Origin of the sequence: Mesorhizobium sp. CO1-1-11 (assembly GCF_020164995.1) — a bacterium.
Taxonomy (GTDB): Bacteria; Pseudomonadota; Alphaproteobacteria; order Rhizobiales; family Rhizobiaceae; genus Mesorhizobium; species Mesorhizobium australicum.
In genome coordinates, this window is sequence record NZ_JAIUHE010000009.1 from 83,156 (window position 1) to 100,498 (window position 17,343).

Here is a 17,343-nt window from a genome sequence, read left to right on the forward strand (position 1 = left end):
TGACGCTGCGCTCAACGACCGGCGAGCAGCGCAAGCCGATCCTTAACATGAGGAAAAACCGGACGAAACCGGCTGGACCAGTCGATTAACACCAGAAATTGCAGGGCCGGCTTCCGCCTCAGGCCGCCTGCACCACCCTGTCCTCGATCAGCAGCGGGATGAAGGGCTCGTCAAGCGCTTCAGGCAACACATGCGCCCAGGTCAGGATTTCCATGCGGCCGTCGAAATGCTCGACCACGGCGGTGCAGCTCTCCACCCAGTCGCCGGTGTTGATATATTGTACGTCCCCATAGCTTTCGATGGCGGCATGGTGGATATGCCCGCAGATGACGCCGTCGACATGCGAGCGTCGCGCTTCCTCGCTGAGCACTGTCTGGAACGAGCCGATGAAGTTCACCGCCTTCTTGACCTTGACCTTGGCCCAGGACGAAAACGACCAGTAAGGCAGGCCGAGCAGCTGGCGCAACCGCGTGATCACCCGATTGACTTGCATGGCGGCGTCATAGGCATGGTCGCCGAGATAAGCGAGCCAACGCTGGTTGTGGACTACGGTGTCGAACTGGTCGCCATGGATGACCAGCAGCCGCCGGCCATCGGCGGTTTCATGGATGGCGCGGTCGGCAACGACGATGCCGCCGAAATGCACGCCCTGGAACTGGCGGGCGAATTCGTCGTGATTGCCGGCGATATAGGTGATCGAGGCGCCTTTGCGCGCCTTGCGCAGCAGTTTCTGCACGACATCATTGTGGCTTTGCGGCCAATGCCAGCTGCGCCTCAGGCGCCAGCCGTCGACGATATCGCCGACCAGATAGATGATGTCGGCATCGTGGTAGCGCAGGAAGTCGATCAGGAAATCGGCCTTCGCCGCCTTCGAGCCCAGATGGACATCGGAAATGAACATGCTGCGGAAAGTGCGGGGCTCTTGGCCTGACATCGCGGATTCACCCTTGCTTTCGAGCAGCCTATGCCCCGATTCATGCAACAACCGTATGACGGTTGCGATTGGTCCAGCGCTGGCGCTAGCCTGCCGGGCAAATCAAAGGAGAAAATCGTCATGGATCTCGGTATCCGCGGAAAGAAGGCCATCGTCTGCGCTTCGAGCAAGGGGCTTGGCCGTGGCTGCGCCATGGCGCTGGCCGAGGCGGGCTGCGACATCGTCGTCAATGGGCGCAATGCGGAGCTGGTCGCGAAAACCGCCGCGGAACTGCGCCAGCGCCATGGCGTGACGGTGACGGAAGTGGTCGGCGACGTTTCTAAGCCGGAGATACAGAAAGCGCTGCTCGCCGCCTGTCCGGAACCCGACATCCTCGTCAACAACAATGGCGGACCGCCATTGCGCGATTTCCGCGAACTCGATCGCGGAAAAATCCTCGAAGGCGTGACCCAGAACATGGTGACGCCGATCGAACTGGTTCAGGCGGTCATTGACGGCATGGCTGCGCGCGGCTTCGGGCGCATCGTCAACATCACCTCGCTATCGGTCTACGTCCCCATACCCGGCCTCGACCTGTCATCGGGCGCGCGCGCCGGCCTGACCTCGTTTCTCGCCGGCGTGGCGCGCACGGTGATCGAGCGCAACGTGACCATCAACAGTCTCTTGCCCGGCAAGCTCGACACTGACCGACTGCGCGGCCCGCATGAGGCTGGCACGCCAGAGAATCCCAAGGCGGCCGCGGCGCGCAAGACCCGCATCAGTGCCGACGTGCCGGCCAAACGGCTCGGCACGCCGGAGGAATTCGGCCAGATCTGCGCCTTCCTCTGCTCGGTCCATGCCGGCTACCTGACCGGGCAGAATATACCCGTCGATGGCGGTCTCTACGTCAGCGCTTTCTGACCGAAATGTCGGCAAAGCGGCGGGAAACATCCGGCATGTAACAGCCGTAAGTGTCTGACATCTAGAGATTTTCGATGCGCTGGCGCTTAAAGATGCCGGCGCGTCAATTAGCGTCGCGAAAAACCTTGGCCTCATGCTAAAAGGACTCCCGAAGCAGGTTTCGAGGAGCGGCCGCATGGAAGGCGAGAACAAGAAAACGGCACGTTCGGACCTCGACGAAGCCGCGCTCTATTTCCACAAGCACCCGACGCCGGGAAAGCTCGAGATCCAGGCGACCAAGCCGCTCGGCAACCAGCGCGATCTGGCGCTCGCTTATTCGCCCGGCGTCGCCGCCCCTTGCCTCGAAATCCGCGACAATCCGGCGACTGCCGCCGACTACACGGCGCGCGCCAACCTGGTCGGTGTCGTATCAAACGGCTCGGCCGTGCTCGGCCTCGGCAATATCGGGCCGCTCGCCTCCAAGCCGGTGATGGAGGGCAAGGCGGTCCTGTTCAAGAAGTTCGCCGGCATCGACGTCTTCGATATCGAGATCGACGCGCCGGAAATCGAGCGCATGGTCGAAACCGTCGCCGCTCTGGAGCCGACCTTCGGCGGCATCAACCTCGAGGACATCAAGGCGCCGGAGTGTTTCGAGGTCGAGGAACGCCTGAAGGCTCGCATGAGCATACCGGTGTTCCATGACGATCAGCACGGGACCGGCATCATCGTTGCCGCTGCCGTGCTCAACGGGCTGGAATTCGCCGGCAAGACCATTTCGGACATCAAGGTCGTCACCTCCGGCGCGGGTGCTGCCGCACTAGCCTGTCTCAATCTTCTCGTTTCCCTCGGCGTGCGCGTCGAAAACATCTGGGTCACCGACCGGTTCGGCGTCGCTTACAAGGGCCGTGTCGACGAGATGGACCGTTGGAAAGACCCTTATGTGAAGGACACCGACGCGCGCACCCTGGCCGACGTCATAACGGGCGCCGATGTTTTCCTCGGTCTCTCCGCCGCCGGCGTGCTGAAGCCGGAACTGCTGCAACACATGGCACCGAAGCCGCTGATCCTGGCGCTGGCCAATCCCAATCCGGAGATCATGCCGGAAGTGGCGCGCGCGGCCCGTCCAGACGCCATGATCTGCACCGGACGGTCCGATTTTCCCAATCAGGTCAACAACGTGCTTTGCTTCCCCTACATCTTCAGGGGTGCGCTCGACTGCGGCGCCAGCGCCATCAACGAGGAGATGAAGATGGCGGCGGTGCGGGCCATCGCCGCCCTTGCCCGCGAAGAGCCTTCCGATGTCGCCGCGCGCGCCTATTCCAGCGAGACGCCGGTCTTCGGACCCGAATTCCTGATCCCCTCGCCCTTCGATCCGCGCCTCATCCTGCGCATTGCGCCGGCGGTGGCCAAGGCAGCCTGCGACACCGGTGTGGCGACACGGCCGATCACCGACTTCGCCGCCTATATCGACAAGCTCAACCGCTTCGTCTTCCGCTCCGGCCTGGTGATGAAGCCGGTGTTCTCTTCCGCCAAGGCCTCCAGCGCCAAGCGCGTCATCTACGCCGACGGCGAGGACGAGCGCGTACTGCGTGCCGCCCAGGTTGTGCTTGAGGAAGGCATCGCCGAGCCGATCCTGATCGGCCGCCCGCACGTCATCGAGGTCAGGCTGAAGCGCTATGGCCTGCGTATCAAGCCCGGGGTCGATTTCGGCCTGATCAACCCGGAGGACGATCCGCGCTACCGCCACTATGTCGACCTCCTGATCGAACTCGCCGGCCGCCGCGGCGTGACGACGGAGGCCGCGCGTACCATGGTGCGCACCGACAACACGGTGATCGCCGCACTTGCGCTGAAGCGCGGCGATGCCGACGCCATGGTCTGCGGCCTCGAAGGCCGTTTCGAGCGGCATCTGCGCAATGTGACGCTGATCATAGGGCCGCGCACCGGCATCAAGGACCGGGACCTGTCCACGCTATCCATGCTGATCTCGCAACGCGGCATCATCTTCCTTACCGACACCCACGTCTCCGTCGACCCGACGGCCGACGAGATCGCCGAGATGACCGTGCTGGCGGCGGAAGAAATCCAGCGTTTCGGCATCGAGCCGAAGGCGGCACTCTTGTCGCATTCGGATTTCGGCTCGCGCGATTCGCCGAGCGCGCTGAAGATGCGTCAGGCCGCGGCGATTCTGGCGCGCATCGCGCCGGAGCTGCAGTGCGACGGCGAAATGCACGCCGATTCCGCTTTGTCGGAGCATCTGCGCCAGCGCGTCTATCCGCATTCGCGCCTGAAGGGCGAAGCCAATCTCCTGGTGTTCCCGAACCTCGATTCGGCCAACATCACGCTGACGGCGCTGCGGGCCATGATGGATGCCTTGCATGTCGGCCCCATCCTTCTCGGCACCGACAAGCCGGCGCACATATTGACACCCTCGGTGACCTCGCGCGGCGTCGTCAACATGACGGCGCTGGCGGTGGTCGAAGCCGCGCACAAGGCCCAGGCGATCGCCAATCTGGACTGAACCGGCGGTCGCGATCCGATTGATCCGGCCCCGATTGAGGTGTGGCGGCGACGCGTCACGGAACGCATTGTCGGAATCGAGTGTTGCGAGCCGACAACTCTTAACCGAGAAATCCGGCATCGGACGAATGCGGATTTCTCGGACCAGGTCAATTTGATATGGTCACGCCGTCTGATTGGGCGGTGAAAATGTCATGAGAGCCCTGTTGCTGGCTTCGGCAATGCTGACTGTGATTGGCGGACAGGCGTTCGCCGCCGACGCCATCGGGCTGGGCCCGGCCGCGCATGACTGGTCCGGCGTCTATGTCGGCGGGCATCTCGGCTATGGTTTCGGCAAAACCGACGCGACCTACAACCTGCCAAATACGCCAGCGATCCGGGGCACGCAGGACTACGACATCGACGGCTTTCTGGGCGGTGTCCAGATCGGCTACAATTACCAGGTCAATTCCGCGGTTCTGGGGATCGAGGCCGATATTTCGGGCGCCGATATCAAGGGGCATTCCGACGAGGTCAATGTCGGCGGAGGCGATGTCTACGACACCAGGGTGGATTGGTTCGGATCGATCAGCGCCAGGGCAGGCTATGCGTTCGGCAGCACCCTTGTCTACGGGACCGGCGGCCTCGCTATCGGAGGTGTCGAGAACCAGTATCTCGATGGTCCGGCCGACAGCTATTCCGAAAAGAACACCAAAATTGGCTGGACGATTGGCGCCGGGCTGGAGCAGGCAATCACCGATCATTGGTCGGCAAATGCCGAATACCGATATGTCGACCTGCGGGATCAGACGATCAACTACGCGCCCAACTCCAATACGACTTTCGACAACACGTTCAGTACCGTCAGGATCGGGATGAACTACAAGTTCTGATGGCCCACCCGGCCATTGCCGGACTGATGGGCACACCGAATGCGCGCGGCTTTTTTCAGCCGGCAACTAAGCAACTTCCGAAATAGACGCTTAACCGCGAACGGGGTAGCCTTGGCGACCACAGGCAAGCGGGATCGAGGCGGATGGCGAGCGGAGGTTTGAAGCAGGCGCATGCTGCCGTGCTGCTTGGCCTTCTGCTGTCCGGCGCCGTGGTCAGCGAGCCGCAGGCCGCTTCGCGGGTCTGCCGTCAACTGGAGGCCGAGCTCGCCGCGGCTTCGCGTGGCGGCGGCGGTCCGGCAATGATCCGCAAATACGATGCGGCCATCTACCGGCAGCGCGAACAGATCTCCAAGGCCCGCAGCCAGGCGGACAATGCCGGTTGCGGGTTTTCACTATTTTCCCGCAACATCAACCGGTGCGCCGGGCTCAACGCCACCATCGAGCGCATGAGCGCCAATCTCGACAGTCTGCAAGCCAAGCGCGCCCAACTCGCCGGCGGCCGTTCACGCCGCGACCGGGGCCATATCCTGGCGGCGCTCGATGCCAATGACTGTCGTGACGATGCGGTGTCCCCCCGCCGCGCGCCTCCGCAGGAAGCGAATCGTGAAGATGGAGGCAATGCCAATCTCTTCGACCAGCTTTTCGGCGGCGACGACCGCCAGATCGATACATTGGACCAGCCCGGCAGTCCGGACGTTGCGAGCAGCGGCGGCGAATTCCACACCAGTTGCGTGCGCACTTGCGACGGCTATTTCTTCCCCATGTCGAATGCCGCCTCGGCCGGCGATTTCGAGCGCGACCAGAAGAATTGCGAATCGGCCTGCCCCGGCACCGAGATGCAGGTCTTCTATTCGCGCGGCATGGACGATGATTCGGCATCGATGATGTCATCGGTCACCGGCAGGCCCTACGGCGAATTGCCGACCGCCTATCTCTACAAGCAGCCCGACATGTCGCGGCCGCCCGCGTGCGGCTGCAACGCCGCGCAGAATTTCCAGATCATTGGCGGCAACTCGCCAAGCCCCCAACAGTCACAGCCCGAACCGGAAGCGGCACCGCTCGTTCCGGTGCCGGCCTTAAAGCCCGATCCGGGTGCCGACCCGGAGACCCTGGCCAACAGGGACGGCGGGCTCGACCGTGAGACCATCAAGCGCCTCTCGGCCAAGCCTGTGACATCGCCGGTTTCTGCCGTGCCTCCGGACCAGCGCAAGGTCAGGGTCGTCGGGCCAACGTTCCTTCCCGACCCATCAGGGGCAATAGATCTGCAAGCTCCGGCCCCGAAGGCAGTCCAGTAAGGGCAAGCCTGAGCGGCATGAACAGCGCCTTGCCCTTGCGGCCGGTCGCTTCCCTGATCTTGCCGGTCCAATCCTTCCAGACCGTCCCGTTCCACGGCTCCTCAGGCAGGAGATCGAGCGCCTGGTGCAGAAAATCGCGGTCGTCGTCGGAAAAGTCGGGCTTCTCCCGCGGCCCTTCGCGCAGGACGCGCCACCAGGCAACCGCATCGGCCAGTCGGTCGAGATTGCCGCGCACCGCCAGCCAGAATGGTTCGGCCTGTTCGCCGGAAATGCCCAGCACCATCAGCCGGTCCCGCGCCTCGTCGAACGGCATGTGATGCAGCAGCACCCGGTTGAGCACGAACAATTCGGCCGGATCGAACTTGGAGGACGATTTCGAGGTCGCGGCCGGGTCGAAATGGCCGGCGAGTTCGGTCAGGTCATGCGCGGCCGCGACATTCTCCGACGTGCCGACCAGTACGGCCAGCGAAGCGACGGCCATCGGCTCGATGCCGTCTTCACGCAGGCTCTCGATGGAAAGTGCGCCGGTGCGCTTCGACAGCCCCTCGCCCGAGACGGTGGTCAGGAGATTGTGGTGGCCGAAGACGGGCGGCTCGGCACCCAGCGCCTTGAACAGGGCGATTTGCACGCCGGTGTTCGTGACATGATCGTCGCCGCGGATGACATGGCTGACACCCATCTCCATGTCGTCGACGACGGAGGGCAGCGTGTAGAGATAGGTGCCGTCCTCACGCACCAGCACCGGATCGGACAGCGAGGCCAGATCCACCATCTCCTCGCCACGCACCAAATCGTCCCAGCGGATCTCGGTGCGCTCCGGCTGCAGCGGATCGCCGGAGAAATTGGGCAGCAGGAAACGCCAGTGGGGCCGGCGTCCATCGGCCTGATATTCGGCCACCTGCTCTGTCGTCAGCGCCAATGCCTCGCGGCCATAGACCGGCGGCAGGCCCCGCGTGCGGCGCACCTTGCGCCTGAGATCGAGTTCTTCCGGCGTTTCGTAGCAGGCGTAAAGAACGCCCGCCGCCTTCAGCCGCTCCACCGCCGCGTCATAGATTTCGAAGCGCCGCGACTGATACTCGGTGGCATCCGGGAAAATGCCCAGCCAGTGCAGGTCGTAAAGGATGGCGTCGGCGAATTCCTGCTTCGAGCGAGCGATGTCGGTGTCGTCGAAGCGCTGGATGAAGCGGCCCTTGTTGTTGAGGGCAAACAGCCAGTTGAACAGAGCGGTGCGCGCATTGCCGATGTGGATGCGGCCGGTCGGTGACGGGGCGAAACGAACGGTAACTGTCATGAGCGGGGCGTACCGGATGCCTTTATGATTGACAAGATGCGCCCCCGCGCCGTGCCGCAGACATAGAACATGGCGGCTGGAATGAAAAGACCGGGCCGGCAGGCGGCGCAAGGCCCGCCGTGAGAGGGCAAGCAGCCGGCGGAGCCGACGAATAGGTGGTTGACGACGATCAGCGGCCGAAGTCGTCTGAACTCAAGCGGGTCCAGCGGTCGCCCATCAAGCCGCCGATAGCGATGTCGCCGGAACGGACCGCTTGCGTGACCTCGGCGATTCGCGAGCGAACCATCGTCCCGCCGGCATAGCGGAAGAAGACATTCCTGTAGCCGAAGAGGTGAGGCATGAACTTGCCCTGTGTCTGCCCGGTGATGCCTGCGCAGCCCATATCCCGCGCTGCCGCGACGAGGCCGTCCAGCGTCGCGCCCCAGTGGTGTCCGGAAGCCTGGATTTGCAGCAGGACCGCCATGTCTCCGACTCGGCCGTAAAAGGCATAGCAACCGAGCATTTTGCCTGTCTCATCGTAAGTCCCGCCGAAATGAAGTGGTCCGTCGGCCCGCTTCTCGGCCGCCAGCGCGAGCAGCCGCGGCAGTTCGCCGTCCTTCCAACTCGGCCGAAGAGCGTAATCGGAGAGAAAGGTCGGCAGCCGCTCGGCAAACTGCGCGGCATTGATCGGCTCGGCATGGACCCGATGCGACGATGAAGGCTGGAAAGGCGATCCGAACCTTCGCTTCGCGACAGCGTCGAATGCTCTCGCGCAGGGATCGAGTGCCAAGCGAGGCAGGCCGGGCCATTTACGGTGCAGCGCGGCGGCGGCCATCGCGGCTGGCCGCAAGATGCAGGTCCATCCCAGGCAGTGGACCGGCAGGAGCTGGTATTTCATCGGTCGCGCGAAGGCCAGGGAGACCCGGTTGGCCGAATCCGTCAGTTGCAGATCGAATTCGCCTTGGTGCAAGGCGCGCAGCAATTGCGGTCCTGCCGAGCCATCGTCGGCGCCGGTGTCGGCCATGAACGGACCGATGATCGCCGCATTCAATCCAGCGCCGTTGAACTCGTAACGGGCTTTCAGGACGCCGAGGAACCCGCCGAGATCGCCCTGCCGGTTGATCTGGACAAGAGCGCTGCTCGCACCGGACAGGCCGGCGGGGTCAAGATAGATCTTTCTCATGTATTCGGCCGTCTCCTCGATAGCGCGATCGAGGAGGTGACGGCGGCGGCGGCGAAACTTCGTCAGGAAGAGTGCCGCGACGCGCTCGAGATCTTCGGCGGCGAGTGGCCGAACCGAGCCGTGCTGGGAGTCCAGCACCGACGGGGCCGTCACCTTTTGCGCGCCGGCATTTGCGGAAACGAGATGCATCGTAAACACCGAGTAGGTTGCTTTTACAGAGTACAGCAACCAAAAGTGGAAACAACGAATCTCGGCCGGTAACGTAAACAGACGTCCCGCACTTGGGACTTTGGCTTCGCGCTGCGATTGCGAGCGCCACATGGCTCGCCGGCTTATGGCAACCGATAGAGGTGGCCCCCGGCAGCCGGAGGCCACCTCGGATCACATCACGAGGCCCTTGGTAAGTTCCAGCGCCTGGCGCTCGAACAGGCGGCGGTAGATGCCGCCCTTCAGCCGGATCAACTCGTCATGCGAGCCTTCCTCGACGATCTTGCCGCGATCGAAGACCAGCAGTCTGTCGAGCGCCCGCACCGTCGAAAGCCGATGCGCGATGACCAGTGTCGTGCGGCCGACCATCAGCCGTTCCATCGCCTGCTGGATGAGCACCTCCGATTCCGAATCGAGGCTCGACGTCGCCTCGTCCAGGATCAGGATGCGCGCATCGGCCAGGAAAGCGCGGGCGATCGCCACGCGTTGGCGCTCGCCGCCCGACAGTTTCACGCCACGTTCGCCGACCAGCGTCCCATAGCCCTTCGGCAGGCTGGTGATGAAGTCATGCGCGCTCGCCAGCCTGGCGGCATGCTCGATCTCCCCCTGCGTCGCGCTTGGCCTGGCATAGGCGATATTTTCGGCCAGCGACCGGTGGAACAGGATCGGCTCCTGCTGAACGATGGCGATCTGGGCGCGCAGCGACGCCTGGGCGACCTGTGAGATATCCTGGCCATCGATCACGATCTTTCCCGCATTCACGTCATAGAGCCGCTGGATGAGCTTGACGAATGTGGTCTTGCCCGAACCCGAGTGACCGACGAGCCCGACACGTTCGCCCGGCGCGATATCCACCGAAAAGTCACGGTAGAGCGGCGACCGGTGATTGCCGTAGTGAAAGGTGACGTTGTCGAAGGCGATGTGGCCCTGCGTGATGGCAATCGGTTCGGCGCCGGGCCTGTCTTCGATGCCGAGCGGTTCGGACTGGAAATCGACCAGTTCCTCCATGTCGTTGATCGAACGCTGCAAATTGCGGATATGCGTGCCGATATCGCGCAAATAGCCTTGCAGCACGAAGAATGAGGTCAGCACGAAAGCGACATCGCCGGCGCTCGCCTGCCCCCACGACCACAGCATCAGCGCCAGGCCGATCACGGCGGCCCGCATGACCAGCAGCAGCGCCCCTTGGGTGGTGCCGTTGATGGTGCCGCGCACCCAGGTGCGCCGCGTGCGCTCGCGCCATTTGGCGACCACCCTGGCGAGGCGGCGCTCTTCGCGCGTCTCGGCGCCAAAGCCCTTGACCACGGCGTTGCAGCTGACCGCGTCGGCCAGCGAGCCGCCGAGGCGCGTGTCCCAGGTGTTCGCAAGCCTTGCCGCGGGGGCGACATAGCCAAGCGACAACATGGCCGTCACCGTGATGAACAGCAGGGAGCCGGCCGCGACGACCACGCCCATCAGCGGCCAGAACCAGCCGAGCAGCAGCGTCGAGCCGGCGAGCATGACCACCGACGGCAGCAGCGCGATCAGGATCGTGTCGTTGAGCAGGTCGAGCGCCCACATGCCGCGCGTCACCTTGCGCACCGTCGAGCCGGCAAACGAGTTGGCATGCCAGTCGGTCGAAAAGCGCTGAACGCGATGGAAGGCGTCGGCCGCGATGTCGGCCATCATCTTGAGTGTCAGCTCCACGATGCCCATGAAGGCAAGATTGCGCAACACGACGCCAGTCAGCGCCAGCGCCATCAAGAAGAAAAATGCCGTCATCGCGGCGTTCCAGGCAATGGCATCCGCTCCGGCGCTGCTGGCGACAGCATCGACCAGCCGACCGGAGTAGAGCGGCGTCAGCACGTCGGCCAGCGTCGACAGCAGGAAACCGCCAATGATGAGCGAGAGCCGCCAAGGCTGACGCCGCCAATGGGTAAGTGTGAAGCCAAGAACGCTGCGAAAGGCGCTCGCGCGCAAATCGATCTTGAAACGAGCCATGATGTCATTCGGGCGCAAAACGAGCCCGATCCCAAATAAAGGTCGAAGGTTGAAAAACCGCGCCGGGGCGAATTGCCCATGAATGCGGAGGTTCGGCGTTGGTCGCCTGCCCATGGGCGGCGACCGGCAGCGGCAAATGCCTTTTCTACGCCCGGTATGGTTCCGATACTTCGGAACACCGGCGCAGACCTAGGCCTCGCGGCCTCGCATAACGATGTCAAATCCTGGCATTCGGTCCTCCCTGAAGGGAATCGCGGAAAGGCTCTTATAGGGGTGCTTCGATTGCGCGCCAAGGCAAGCCATGGCCAAAAGCATCTCTGGCCCAGCCGATGAGGCGATTTTGCAACAGTCGCTATCCCTGCCTATCGCCGTCGCACGTCGTTCACCCGGCATGCGGCGCACGATCGAGGCGCATGTATCGCCCATCCATCGATGCCTTGAAACCCAGCTTTTCATAGACCCCATGCGCGTCGCTGGTCGACAGGCTCCAATGCGAGACGGTGCTGAGTTCAGGATGGTCGATGAGTGTCCGCACCAGCCGCAAGCCGACGCCCTGCCCGCGATGCTCGGGCCAGACGATGATATCCGCGAGATAGGCGAATACCGTGCGGTCGGTGATCGCCCTGCCGAAACCGACCTGTTTGCCGGCGATGTAGGCGGCGGCGCAGAACGAGTTGGCAAAGGCCCGGCGATGGAACTCGTCGCTGCGTCCAGCTCCCCAGTAGCTTTCCATCAACAGGTCGGAGGTCGCACGAAAGTCGATCCGTGAGAGGTCGAAGCTGATTTCACAGTCAGGCATGCTGGTATCCCTATCCCGCCATGCCGCGTATTTTCGCCCAGCAGACGAACTGCGCTTCAGCCACGATCCCTGAAACGATTGGTGATGGGATAGCGGCGGTCGCGGCCAAAATTCTTCCTGGTGATCTTCACACCCGGTGCCGCCTGCCTGCGCTTGTACTCGGCGATGTAGAGCAGATGTTCGATGCGCGCCACCGTCGCCCGGTCATGGCCGCGCGAGACGATGTCGTCGACGCCCATCTCGTTCTCGACCAGGCATTCGAGGATGTCGTCCAGCACCGGATAGGGCGGCAGCGAATCCTGGTCGGTCTGGTTCTCGCGCAATTCGGCCGATGGCGCCTTGTCGATGATGTTCTTCGGGATCACCTCGCCCGAAGGCCCGAGCGCACCCGGCGGCACATGGCTGTTGCGCCAGCGCGAGAGCGCGTAGACCTGCATCTTGTAAAGGTCCTTGATCGGATTGAAGCCGCCATTCATGTCGCCGTAGAGCGTGGCGTAGCCGACCGACATCTCGCTCTTGTTGCCCGTGGTGACGACCATCGAGCCGAATTTGTTGGAGATCGCCATCAGGATGGTGCCGCGCGCGCGGCTCTGCAAATTCTCCTCGGTGATGCCTTCCTTGGTGCCTTCGAACAATTGCGTCAGCGCATGCAAAAAGCCTTCGACGGGCTCGAAGATCGGCACGATGTCATAGCGGCAGCCGAGGGCGCGGGCGCAGTCCTCGGCGTCCTTGAGGGAATCCTTCGAAGTGTAGCGATAAGGCATCATGACGGCACGCAGCCGTTCCTCGCCCAGCGCATCGACGGCCAATGCGGCACAGATCGCGGAATCGATGCCGCCGGAAAGGCCAAGCACCACATTCTTGAAGCCGTTCTTGTTGACGTAATCGCGCAGGCCGAGCATGCAGGCGCGGTAGTCGGCCTCCTCCTTGTCCGGGATTTTCGACATCGGTCCTTCCGAACAGACCCAGCCATCATCGGTACGTTTCCAGGTGGTGACGTCGACCGCATCCTCGAACTGACTCATCTGGAAGGCGAGCGTCTTGTCCGCCCCGATGGCGAAGGAGGCGCCGTCGAAGATCAGCTCGTCCTGGCCGCCGAGCTGGTTGGCATAGATCATCGGCAGGCCGCATTCGATGACTTGCTTGATCACGACCTGGTGGCGAACGTCGATCTTGGCGCGATAATAGGGCGACCCGTTCGGCACCAGCAGGATTTCCGCGCCGCTTTCGGCCAGCGTCTCGCAGACCGCGACGTCGCCCCAGATGTCCTCGCAGATCGGTATGCCGATGCGCACGCCGCGGAAGTTGACCGGTCCCTGGATCTCGGGCCCGGCCTGGAAGACGCGCTTCTCGTCGAATTCGCCGTAATTGGGCAGGTCGAGCTTGTAGCGTTCGGCGATGATCTTGCCCCCATCGGCGAAGACGATGGAATTATGCGTGCCGCTCTTGCGCTTCAGCGGCGTGCCGATGATGACGCCGGGACCGCCATCGGCGGTGTCCGCGGCAAAATCCTGTGCTGCCCGCTCGCATGCCTTGAGGAAAGCCGGCTTGAGCACCAGATCCTCCGGCGGATAGCCGGCGAGGAAAAGCTCGGTATAGAGCACGAGATCGGCGCCCTGGCGGGCGGCATCCGCCCTCGCCTCGCGCGCCTTGGCGAGGTTGCCGGCGACGTCGCCGACAGTCGGGTTGAGCTGGGCGATGGCGATACGCAGTATGTCGAGCTTCTTGGTCATGCTGCTGACTTAGCGCGGCGGAATTCACCTCGCAATGGCGTTCGTTTGGACCAATTCAGCCCGTCAATCGTCGCCCATATACTCGCGCAGCGATTGCGGAGAGTGGTTTTCGCCGATCGACATGGCCAGGATGCGCGAGAGATGCCGGCGCGGCAGCCCTGTCTCGTCGGCCCATCGGTTGATCTGGACCTGGATCTTGTCGAGGTCCTTCTTCGATGTCGGGTTGTCCGCGATGTCGAGGCCCGCGTCGCGAAGGGCTGCCGCCATGTCGGCCGAAATGACGAAAGCATCCCAGCCCAGCCAGCGCAAAAAATACTGGCCGGTGTTGCCGCCGAGCCGGCTGCCATGCTTGCCGAGATAGGCCATCAGCCCGACCTGGTCATCGGCGGGCCATTCGGCGAGAAAATTGCCGAAGCCGCCATGTTCCCGGGACACGCGCTCGACGAAGGCGGCGTTGTCGCGAACGGACCTGATCTTCTGCGGATTGCGCACGATGCGCTGGTCCGAGGCCAGGTCGTGCCAGAAATCGTCGGGCTGGAACAAAAGCCGCTTCGGCTCGAAGCGCAGGAACGCTTCCTCGAAACCGGGCCATTTCTGCTCGATGACGCGCCAGACGAAACCGGCGGCAAAGACGCGCTCGGCCATGGTCGAAAGGATGCGGGCGTCGGCAATATCGGCGACGGCGGCATTGTCGGGTATCGGACCCAACAGCGAGGTCAGTTCCGCCTCACCGCCCTTGCGATTTGCCGCGCGAGCGCGAATTTTCTTGAAGTCGGCCATCGGTCCCCTCGGTTCGCCTCAAATTCTAGCACTTCCCGCCCGGGCCGGCAGCCTCTACCTCTAATGCATGTCGCCCAAAAGTGACCTCGGTTTTGGGAAGACGACATGCATAAAAGCAAAAACCTAAAGCGCGTCGCCTCAATCCGCTTCGACGCGACGCGCTTTAGCGCAGCAAAGCGCTTGGAGACGGCCATGAACAAGACCATCGACGACCTGGCGAACCGTTGGCTGAAGCGGAAGCCGGATGGGCTGAGCCAGTTGGAAAACCGGGTGCTGCAAAGCACCATCGAGCGTACCACCATCACCAGGGACACCAACAAGGCCGTCGCTTTCCACCAGACTTTTGGCGACCGCCTTGCCGATACGATCGCCCGCATCGGCGGCTCCTGGTCGTTCATCCTGACCTTCATCGCCTTCCTGATCGTGTGGACATCAGCCAATGTCTGGCTGTTGTCGCGCGATGCATTCGACCCCTACCCCTTCATCTTCCTCAACCTCGTCCTGTCGATGGTCGCCGCATTGCAGGCGCCGGTGATCATGATGGCGCAGAACCGCCAGACCGAACGCGACCGCATCGATGCCGCCCATGATTACGAGGTCAATCTGAAGGCCGAGATCGAGATCATGGCGCTGCATGAGAAGCTGGACGAACTGCGCCACAGCCAGATCATCGGCATGCGCGACGAAATCGTGCGGCTGGCCGAACTGGTCAAGCGGATCGACGAAAGACTGTCACAGCAGTCGGCCTCATGACCGAAGCGATCCACCATTTCATCGAGCAATACGGGTTGCTGGCGGTTTTTCTCGGCTGCGTGGCCGAAGGCGAAAGTGCCGCTATCCTGGGAGGTTTTTTCGCCCACCAGCATGTTTTCGTGCTGTGGCATGCCTTCGTCGCGGCAGCGCTGGGCGCCTTCGCTGGCGACACCTTTTTCTTCATCCTCGGCAGAAGTTTCGCCGATAATCGCCATGTCGTCAGGCTGCGCCGGCGGCCCGGCTTTCGCCGCGCCTACCGCCTGCTCAACACCCATCCCAACATCTTCGTGCTGTCGAACCGCTATGTCTACGGCATGCGCCTGGTCGGCGGCATCGCGGCCGGCCTTTCGACCATAGCGGCGCCGCGCTTCGTCATCCTCAACGCCATTTCCTCGGTCATCTGGGCGGTCCTGTTCAGCACGATCGGCTATGTCTTCGGATTGGGAGCCGAACAGTTGATTGGCCAGGCGCTGATGCGGCACGAGCGGCTGTTCGTCGGGCTCGGCATCGGCCTTGCCGTGGCCGTGCTTGCCTGGTTTGTCGCCCGCCATGTCGCCAAGCGGGAGCGCGACAAGGAGTTTTGACCGTTAGTCGATGCCGAGCGCCTGGTCCCCCCGATCGAGGATGAGCGGGATGATCAGGTCCTCCTCATCGGCCAGATGCCGGTTCAGCATCGCGATCAGACGGTTGTTTTCGTCGGCATAGGCATCGGCGGCGAAGCGCTGCTTGTCCTCACTCTCCTGAAGTGTGCGGATGAAGGCGTTCGCCGCCTCGGCGTTGCGCTCCAATCCTTCATGGATGGTGTGGTGGTCGGCATCGAGAATCTCGAACCCGCGCTTCAGACGGGGCTCCGCCTTGGTGAAGGCCGGGAAATACTGGTAGTCCTCGACATTGTGGTGGCCGTCGAGATGCCCGAGAAAATGGTTGAGGCGCGGCGCGAACCAGCGCGCGAAATCGGGGGCCGTCAGTCTGCCTTCGCGATAGTTGCCAATGCCGCCGGTGAGCATGCCGCCGAGTTCGCGGAACATGTCGTGCCGCTGCAGCCACATATTGGCCATGCCGTGAATGTTGGCGTGAGCCTGCCAGTTTTCGCGGGGATATTTGTCGGCCAGCCAGCGCAGGTCGTCCGGCAGGCCCAGGCGTTCGAGAAGCGATGAATTCGTGACCTCTGCCATGACGGTCTCCTTTGGTGACCGTCATATAGGCATCAAAGCTTCAGATCGGCACCCCCGTTATGCGCTCGATGAGAGCGATGCCCCAGACGCCGCCGGCAATCACCACAGAAATCAGCACCGCCAGCGAGCCGCAATCCTTGGCGAGCTGGATATCGATATGGAATTCACGAGAAATTGCGTCGCACGCCGCCTCGATGCCCGTGTTCAGCACTTCGACCATGATCAAGAGGAGCACCGCGCCGATCAGCAGCGCGTAACCGCGCCAAGACACCGAAACGAACCAGCCAGCGGGCAAGGCCAGCACCAGCAGCATCAGTTCCTGCTGGAAAGCCTTCTCGCTAACCGCAAGCTTGCGAAATGCCCGCACCGAATTGATAAAAGCATCGATCAGCCGCTGCATGCCAAGGCCCCTCTCGGAATCACCGGCCCGGGATAAAGCAATGCCCCGATCAATGGAATAAGGCGGATCGTCCAAATTTCATTCGGCTACCGGTATGGCCGGTGTCGACTTTTCAAACTGCGGCAGCCCATCGTCGATCGAATAATAGTCGCCCTTGTCGCCGACGAAGATATGACATTCGCCCTCGAGCGCTGTCGGCTTGTCGAACGATCCCGCCATGACCGAGATATGGTCTTGGTCCATTGCCTTCCAGAACAGCAGCGACCCGCATGTCTTGCAAAAGCCGCGCCTGGCGAAGCCGGACGCTTCATACCAGGTGATGCTTTCCGTGCCTTCGATCACGATGTCGGTATCGGCAACATTGGTCGCGGCATAGAAATGCCCGCTCTGTTTGCGGCATTGCGAACAATGGCAGTAGACGACGCCACGCAGTGCCCCACTTGTCCGGAAGCGGACCGCTCCGCACAGGCATGATCCCTGGTGACTCTCCCGCACTGGGTTTCTCCCCTAAACTGTAGTCTGACGAAGGCACCAGCATTCCAGCTTTGCGGCCGTCATGCGTA

Annotated in this window: 16 protein-coding genes; 6 read left to right on the forward strand and 10 right to left on the reverse strand. The window is 62.8% G+C overall.

Annotated elements, in window-relative coordinates; all coding sequences use genetic code 11:
• Window positions 1-118: 118 nt before the first annotated feature.
• On the reverse strand, window positions 119-901 hold the full coding sequence (locus LB554_RS12415) for a UDP-2,3-diacylglucosamine diphosphatase (protein ID WP_181171109.1): 783 nt from the start codon (window positions 899-901) through the stop codon (window positions 119-121).
• 153 nt (window positions 902-1,054) lie between these two features.
• On the opposite strand from LB554_RS12415, the gene LB554_RS12420 reads away from it, so the two are divergent.
• The 4 genes from LB554_RS12420 (at window position 1,055) to LB554_RS12435 (ending at window position 6,500) form a co-directional block, all read left to right on the forward strand.
• Entirely contained in the window at window positions 1,055-1,834 is a 780-nt protein-coding gene (locus LB554_RS12420; RefSeq protein WP_224584797.1) for an SDR family oxidoreductase, read from the forward strand.
• Window positions 1,835-2,009: 175 nt separating this feature from the next.
• Complete coding sequence (locus tag LB554_RS12425; RefSeq protein ID WP_224584798.1) at window positions 2,010-4,334, forward strand: NADP-dependent malic enzyme; 2,325 nt, start codon at window positions 2,010-2,012, stop codon at window positions 4,332-4,334.
• 193 nt (window positions 4,335-4,527) lie between these two features.
• The gene (locus LB554_RS12430; protein WP_015317659.1) at window positions 4,528-5,205 is read left to right on the forward strand and encodes an outer membrane protein; all 678 of its coding nucleotides are present in this window, start codon (window positions 4,528-4,530) and stop codon (window positions 5,203-5,205) included.
• Window positions 5,206-5,348: 143 nt separating this feature from the next.
• Window positions 5,349-6,500, forward strand: a complete 1,152-nt coding sequence (locus LB554_RS12435; RefSeq protein WP_224584799.1) for a DUF2865 domain-containing protein — start codon at window positions 5,349-5,351, stop codon at window positions 6,498-6,500.
• On the opposite strand, the gene LB554_RS12440 is transcribed toward LB554_RS12435, so the two are convergent.
• From LB554_RS12440 to LB554_RS12465, 6 genes are all read right to left on the reverse strand, one after another.
• Entirely contained in the window at window positions 6,418-7,791 is a 1,374-nt protein-coding gene (locus LB554_RS12440) for a glutamate--tRNA ligase (RefSeq protein ID WP_015317657.1), read from the reverse strand. The two genes, LB554_RS12435 and LB554_RS12440, sit on opposite strands and share 83 nt — an antisense overlap.
• A gap of 169 nt (window positions 7,792-7,960) precedes the next feature.
• Window positions 7,961-9,274, reverse strand: coding sequence for a hypothetical protein (locus LB554_RS12445; RefSeq protein WP_224584800.1), 1,314 nt, complete (start codon window positions 9,272-9,274; stop codon window positions 7,961-7,963).
• 60 nt (window positions 9,275-9,334) lie between these two features.
• Window positions 9,335-11,140: an ABC transporter ATP-binding protein gene (locus LB554_RS12450; RefSeq protein WP_224584801.1), complete on the reverse strand. Its 1,806-nt coding sequence runs from the start codon at window positions 11,138-11,140 to the stop codon at window positions 9,335-9,337.
• A gap of 382 nt (window positions 11,141-11,522) precedes the next feature.
• Entirely contained in the window at window positions 11,523-11,939 is a 417-nt protein-coding gene (locus LB554_RS12455) for a GNAT family N-acetyltransferase (protein WP_224584802.1), read from the reverse strand.
• A 56-nt stretch (window positions 11,940-11,995) separates the two neighbouring features.
• Window positions 11,996-13,672 carry an NAD+ synthase gene (locus LB554_RS12460; RefSeq protein WP_015317653.1) on the reverse strand — a complete coding sequence of 559 codons (1,677 nt, stop codon included), beginning with the start codon at window positions 13,670-13,672 and terminating at the stop codon, window positions 11,996-11,998.
• 63 nt (window positions 13,673-13,735) lie between these two features.
• The gene (locus LB554_RS12465) at window positions 13,736-14,452 is read right to left on the reverse strand and encodes a DNA-3-methyladenine glycosylase I (RefSeq protein WP_140664293.1); all 717 of its coding nucleotides are present in this window, start codon (window positions 14,450-14,452) and stop codon (window positions 13,736-13,738) included.
• A 192-nt stretch (window positions 14,453-14,644) separates the two neighbouring features.
• On the opposite strand from LB554_RS12465, the gene LB554_RS12470 reads away from it, so the two are divergent.
• Together LB554_RS12470 and LB554_RS12475 are read left to right on the forward strand one after the other, a co-directional pair.
• Complete coding sequence (locus LB554_RS12470) at window positions 14,645-15,205, forward strand: DUF1003 domain-containing protein (RefSeq protein ID WP_015317651.1); 561 nt, start codon at window positions 14,645-14,647, stop codon at window positions 15,203-15,205.
• Window positions 15,202-15,789 (forward strand): DedA family protein, encoded by a 588-nt coding sequence (locus LB554_RS12475; RefSeq protein ID WP_224584803.1) that lies wholly within the window; start codon window positions 15,202-15,204, stop codon window positions 15,787-15,789. The genes LB554_RS12470 and LB554_RS12475 overlap by 4 nt, the downstream gene beginning before the upstream one ends.
• Before the next feature lie 3 nt (window positions 15,790-15,792).
• Here LB554_RS12475 and LB554_RS12480 read toward each other — a convergent pair whose 3' ends face one another.
• The 3 genes from LB554_RS12480 to LB554_RS12490 form a co-directional block, all read right to left on the reverse strand.
• Window positions 15,793-16,380 carry a hemerythrin domain-containing protein gene (locus tag LB554_RS12480; RefSeq protein WP_224584804.1) on the reverse strand — a complete coding sequence of 196 codons (588 nt, stop codon included), beginning with the start codon at window positions 16,378-16,380 and terminating at the stop codon, window positions 15,793-15,795.
• A gap of 40 nt (window positions 16,381-16,420) precedes the next feature.
• Window positions 16,421-16,780, reverse strand: coding sequence for a diacylglycerol kinase (locus tag LB554_RS12485; RefSeq protein WP_015317648.1), 360 nt, complete (start codon window positions 16,778-16,780; stop codon window positions 16,421-16,423).
• Between the two features lie 78 nt (window positions 16,781-16,858).
• Entirely contained in the window at window positions 16,859-17,275 is a 417-nt protein-coding gene (locus LB554_RS12490; RefSeq protein WP_015317647.1) for a GFA family protein, read from the reverse strand.
• Window positions 17,276-17,343: the final 68 nt, after the last annotated feature.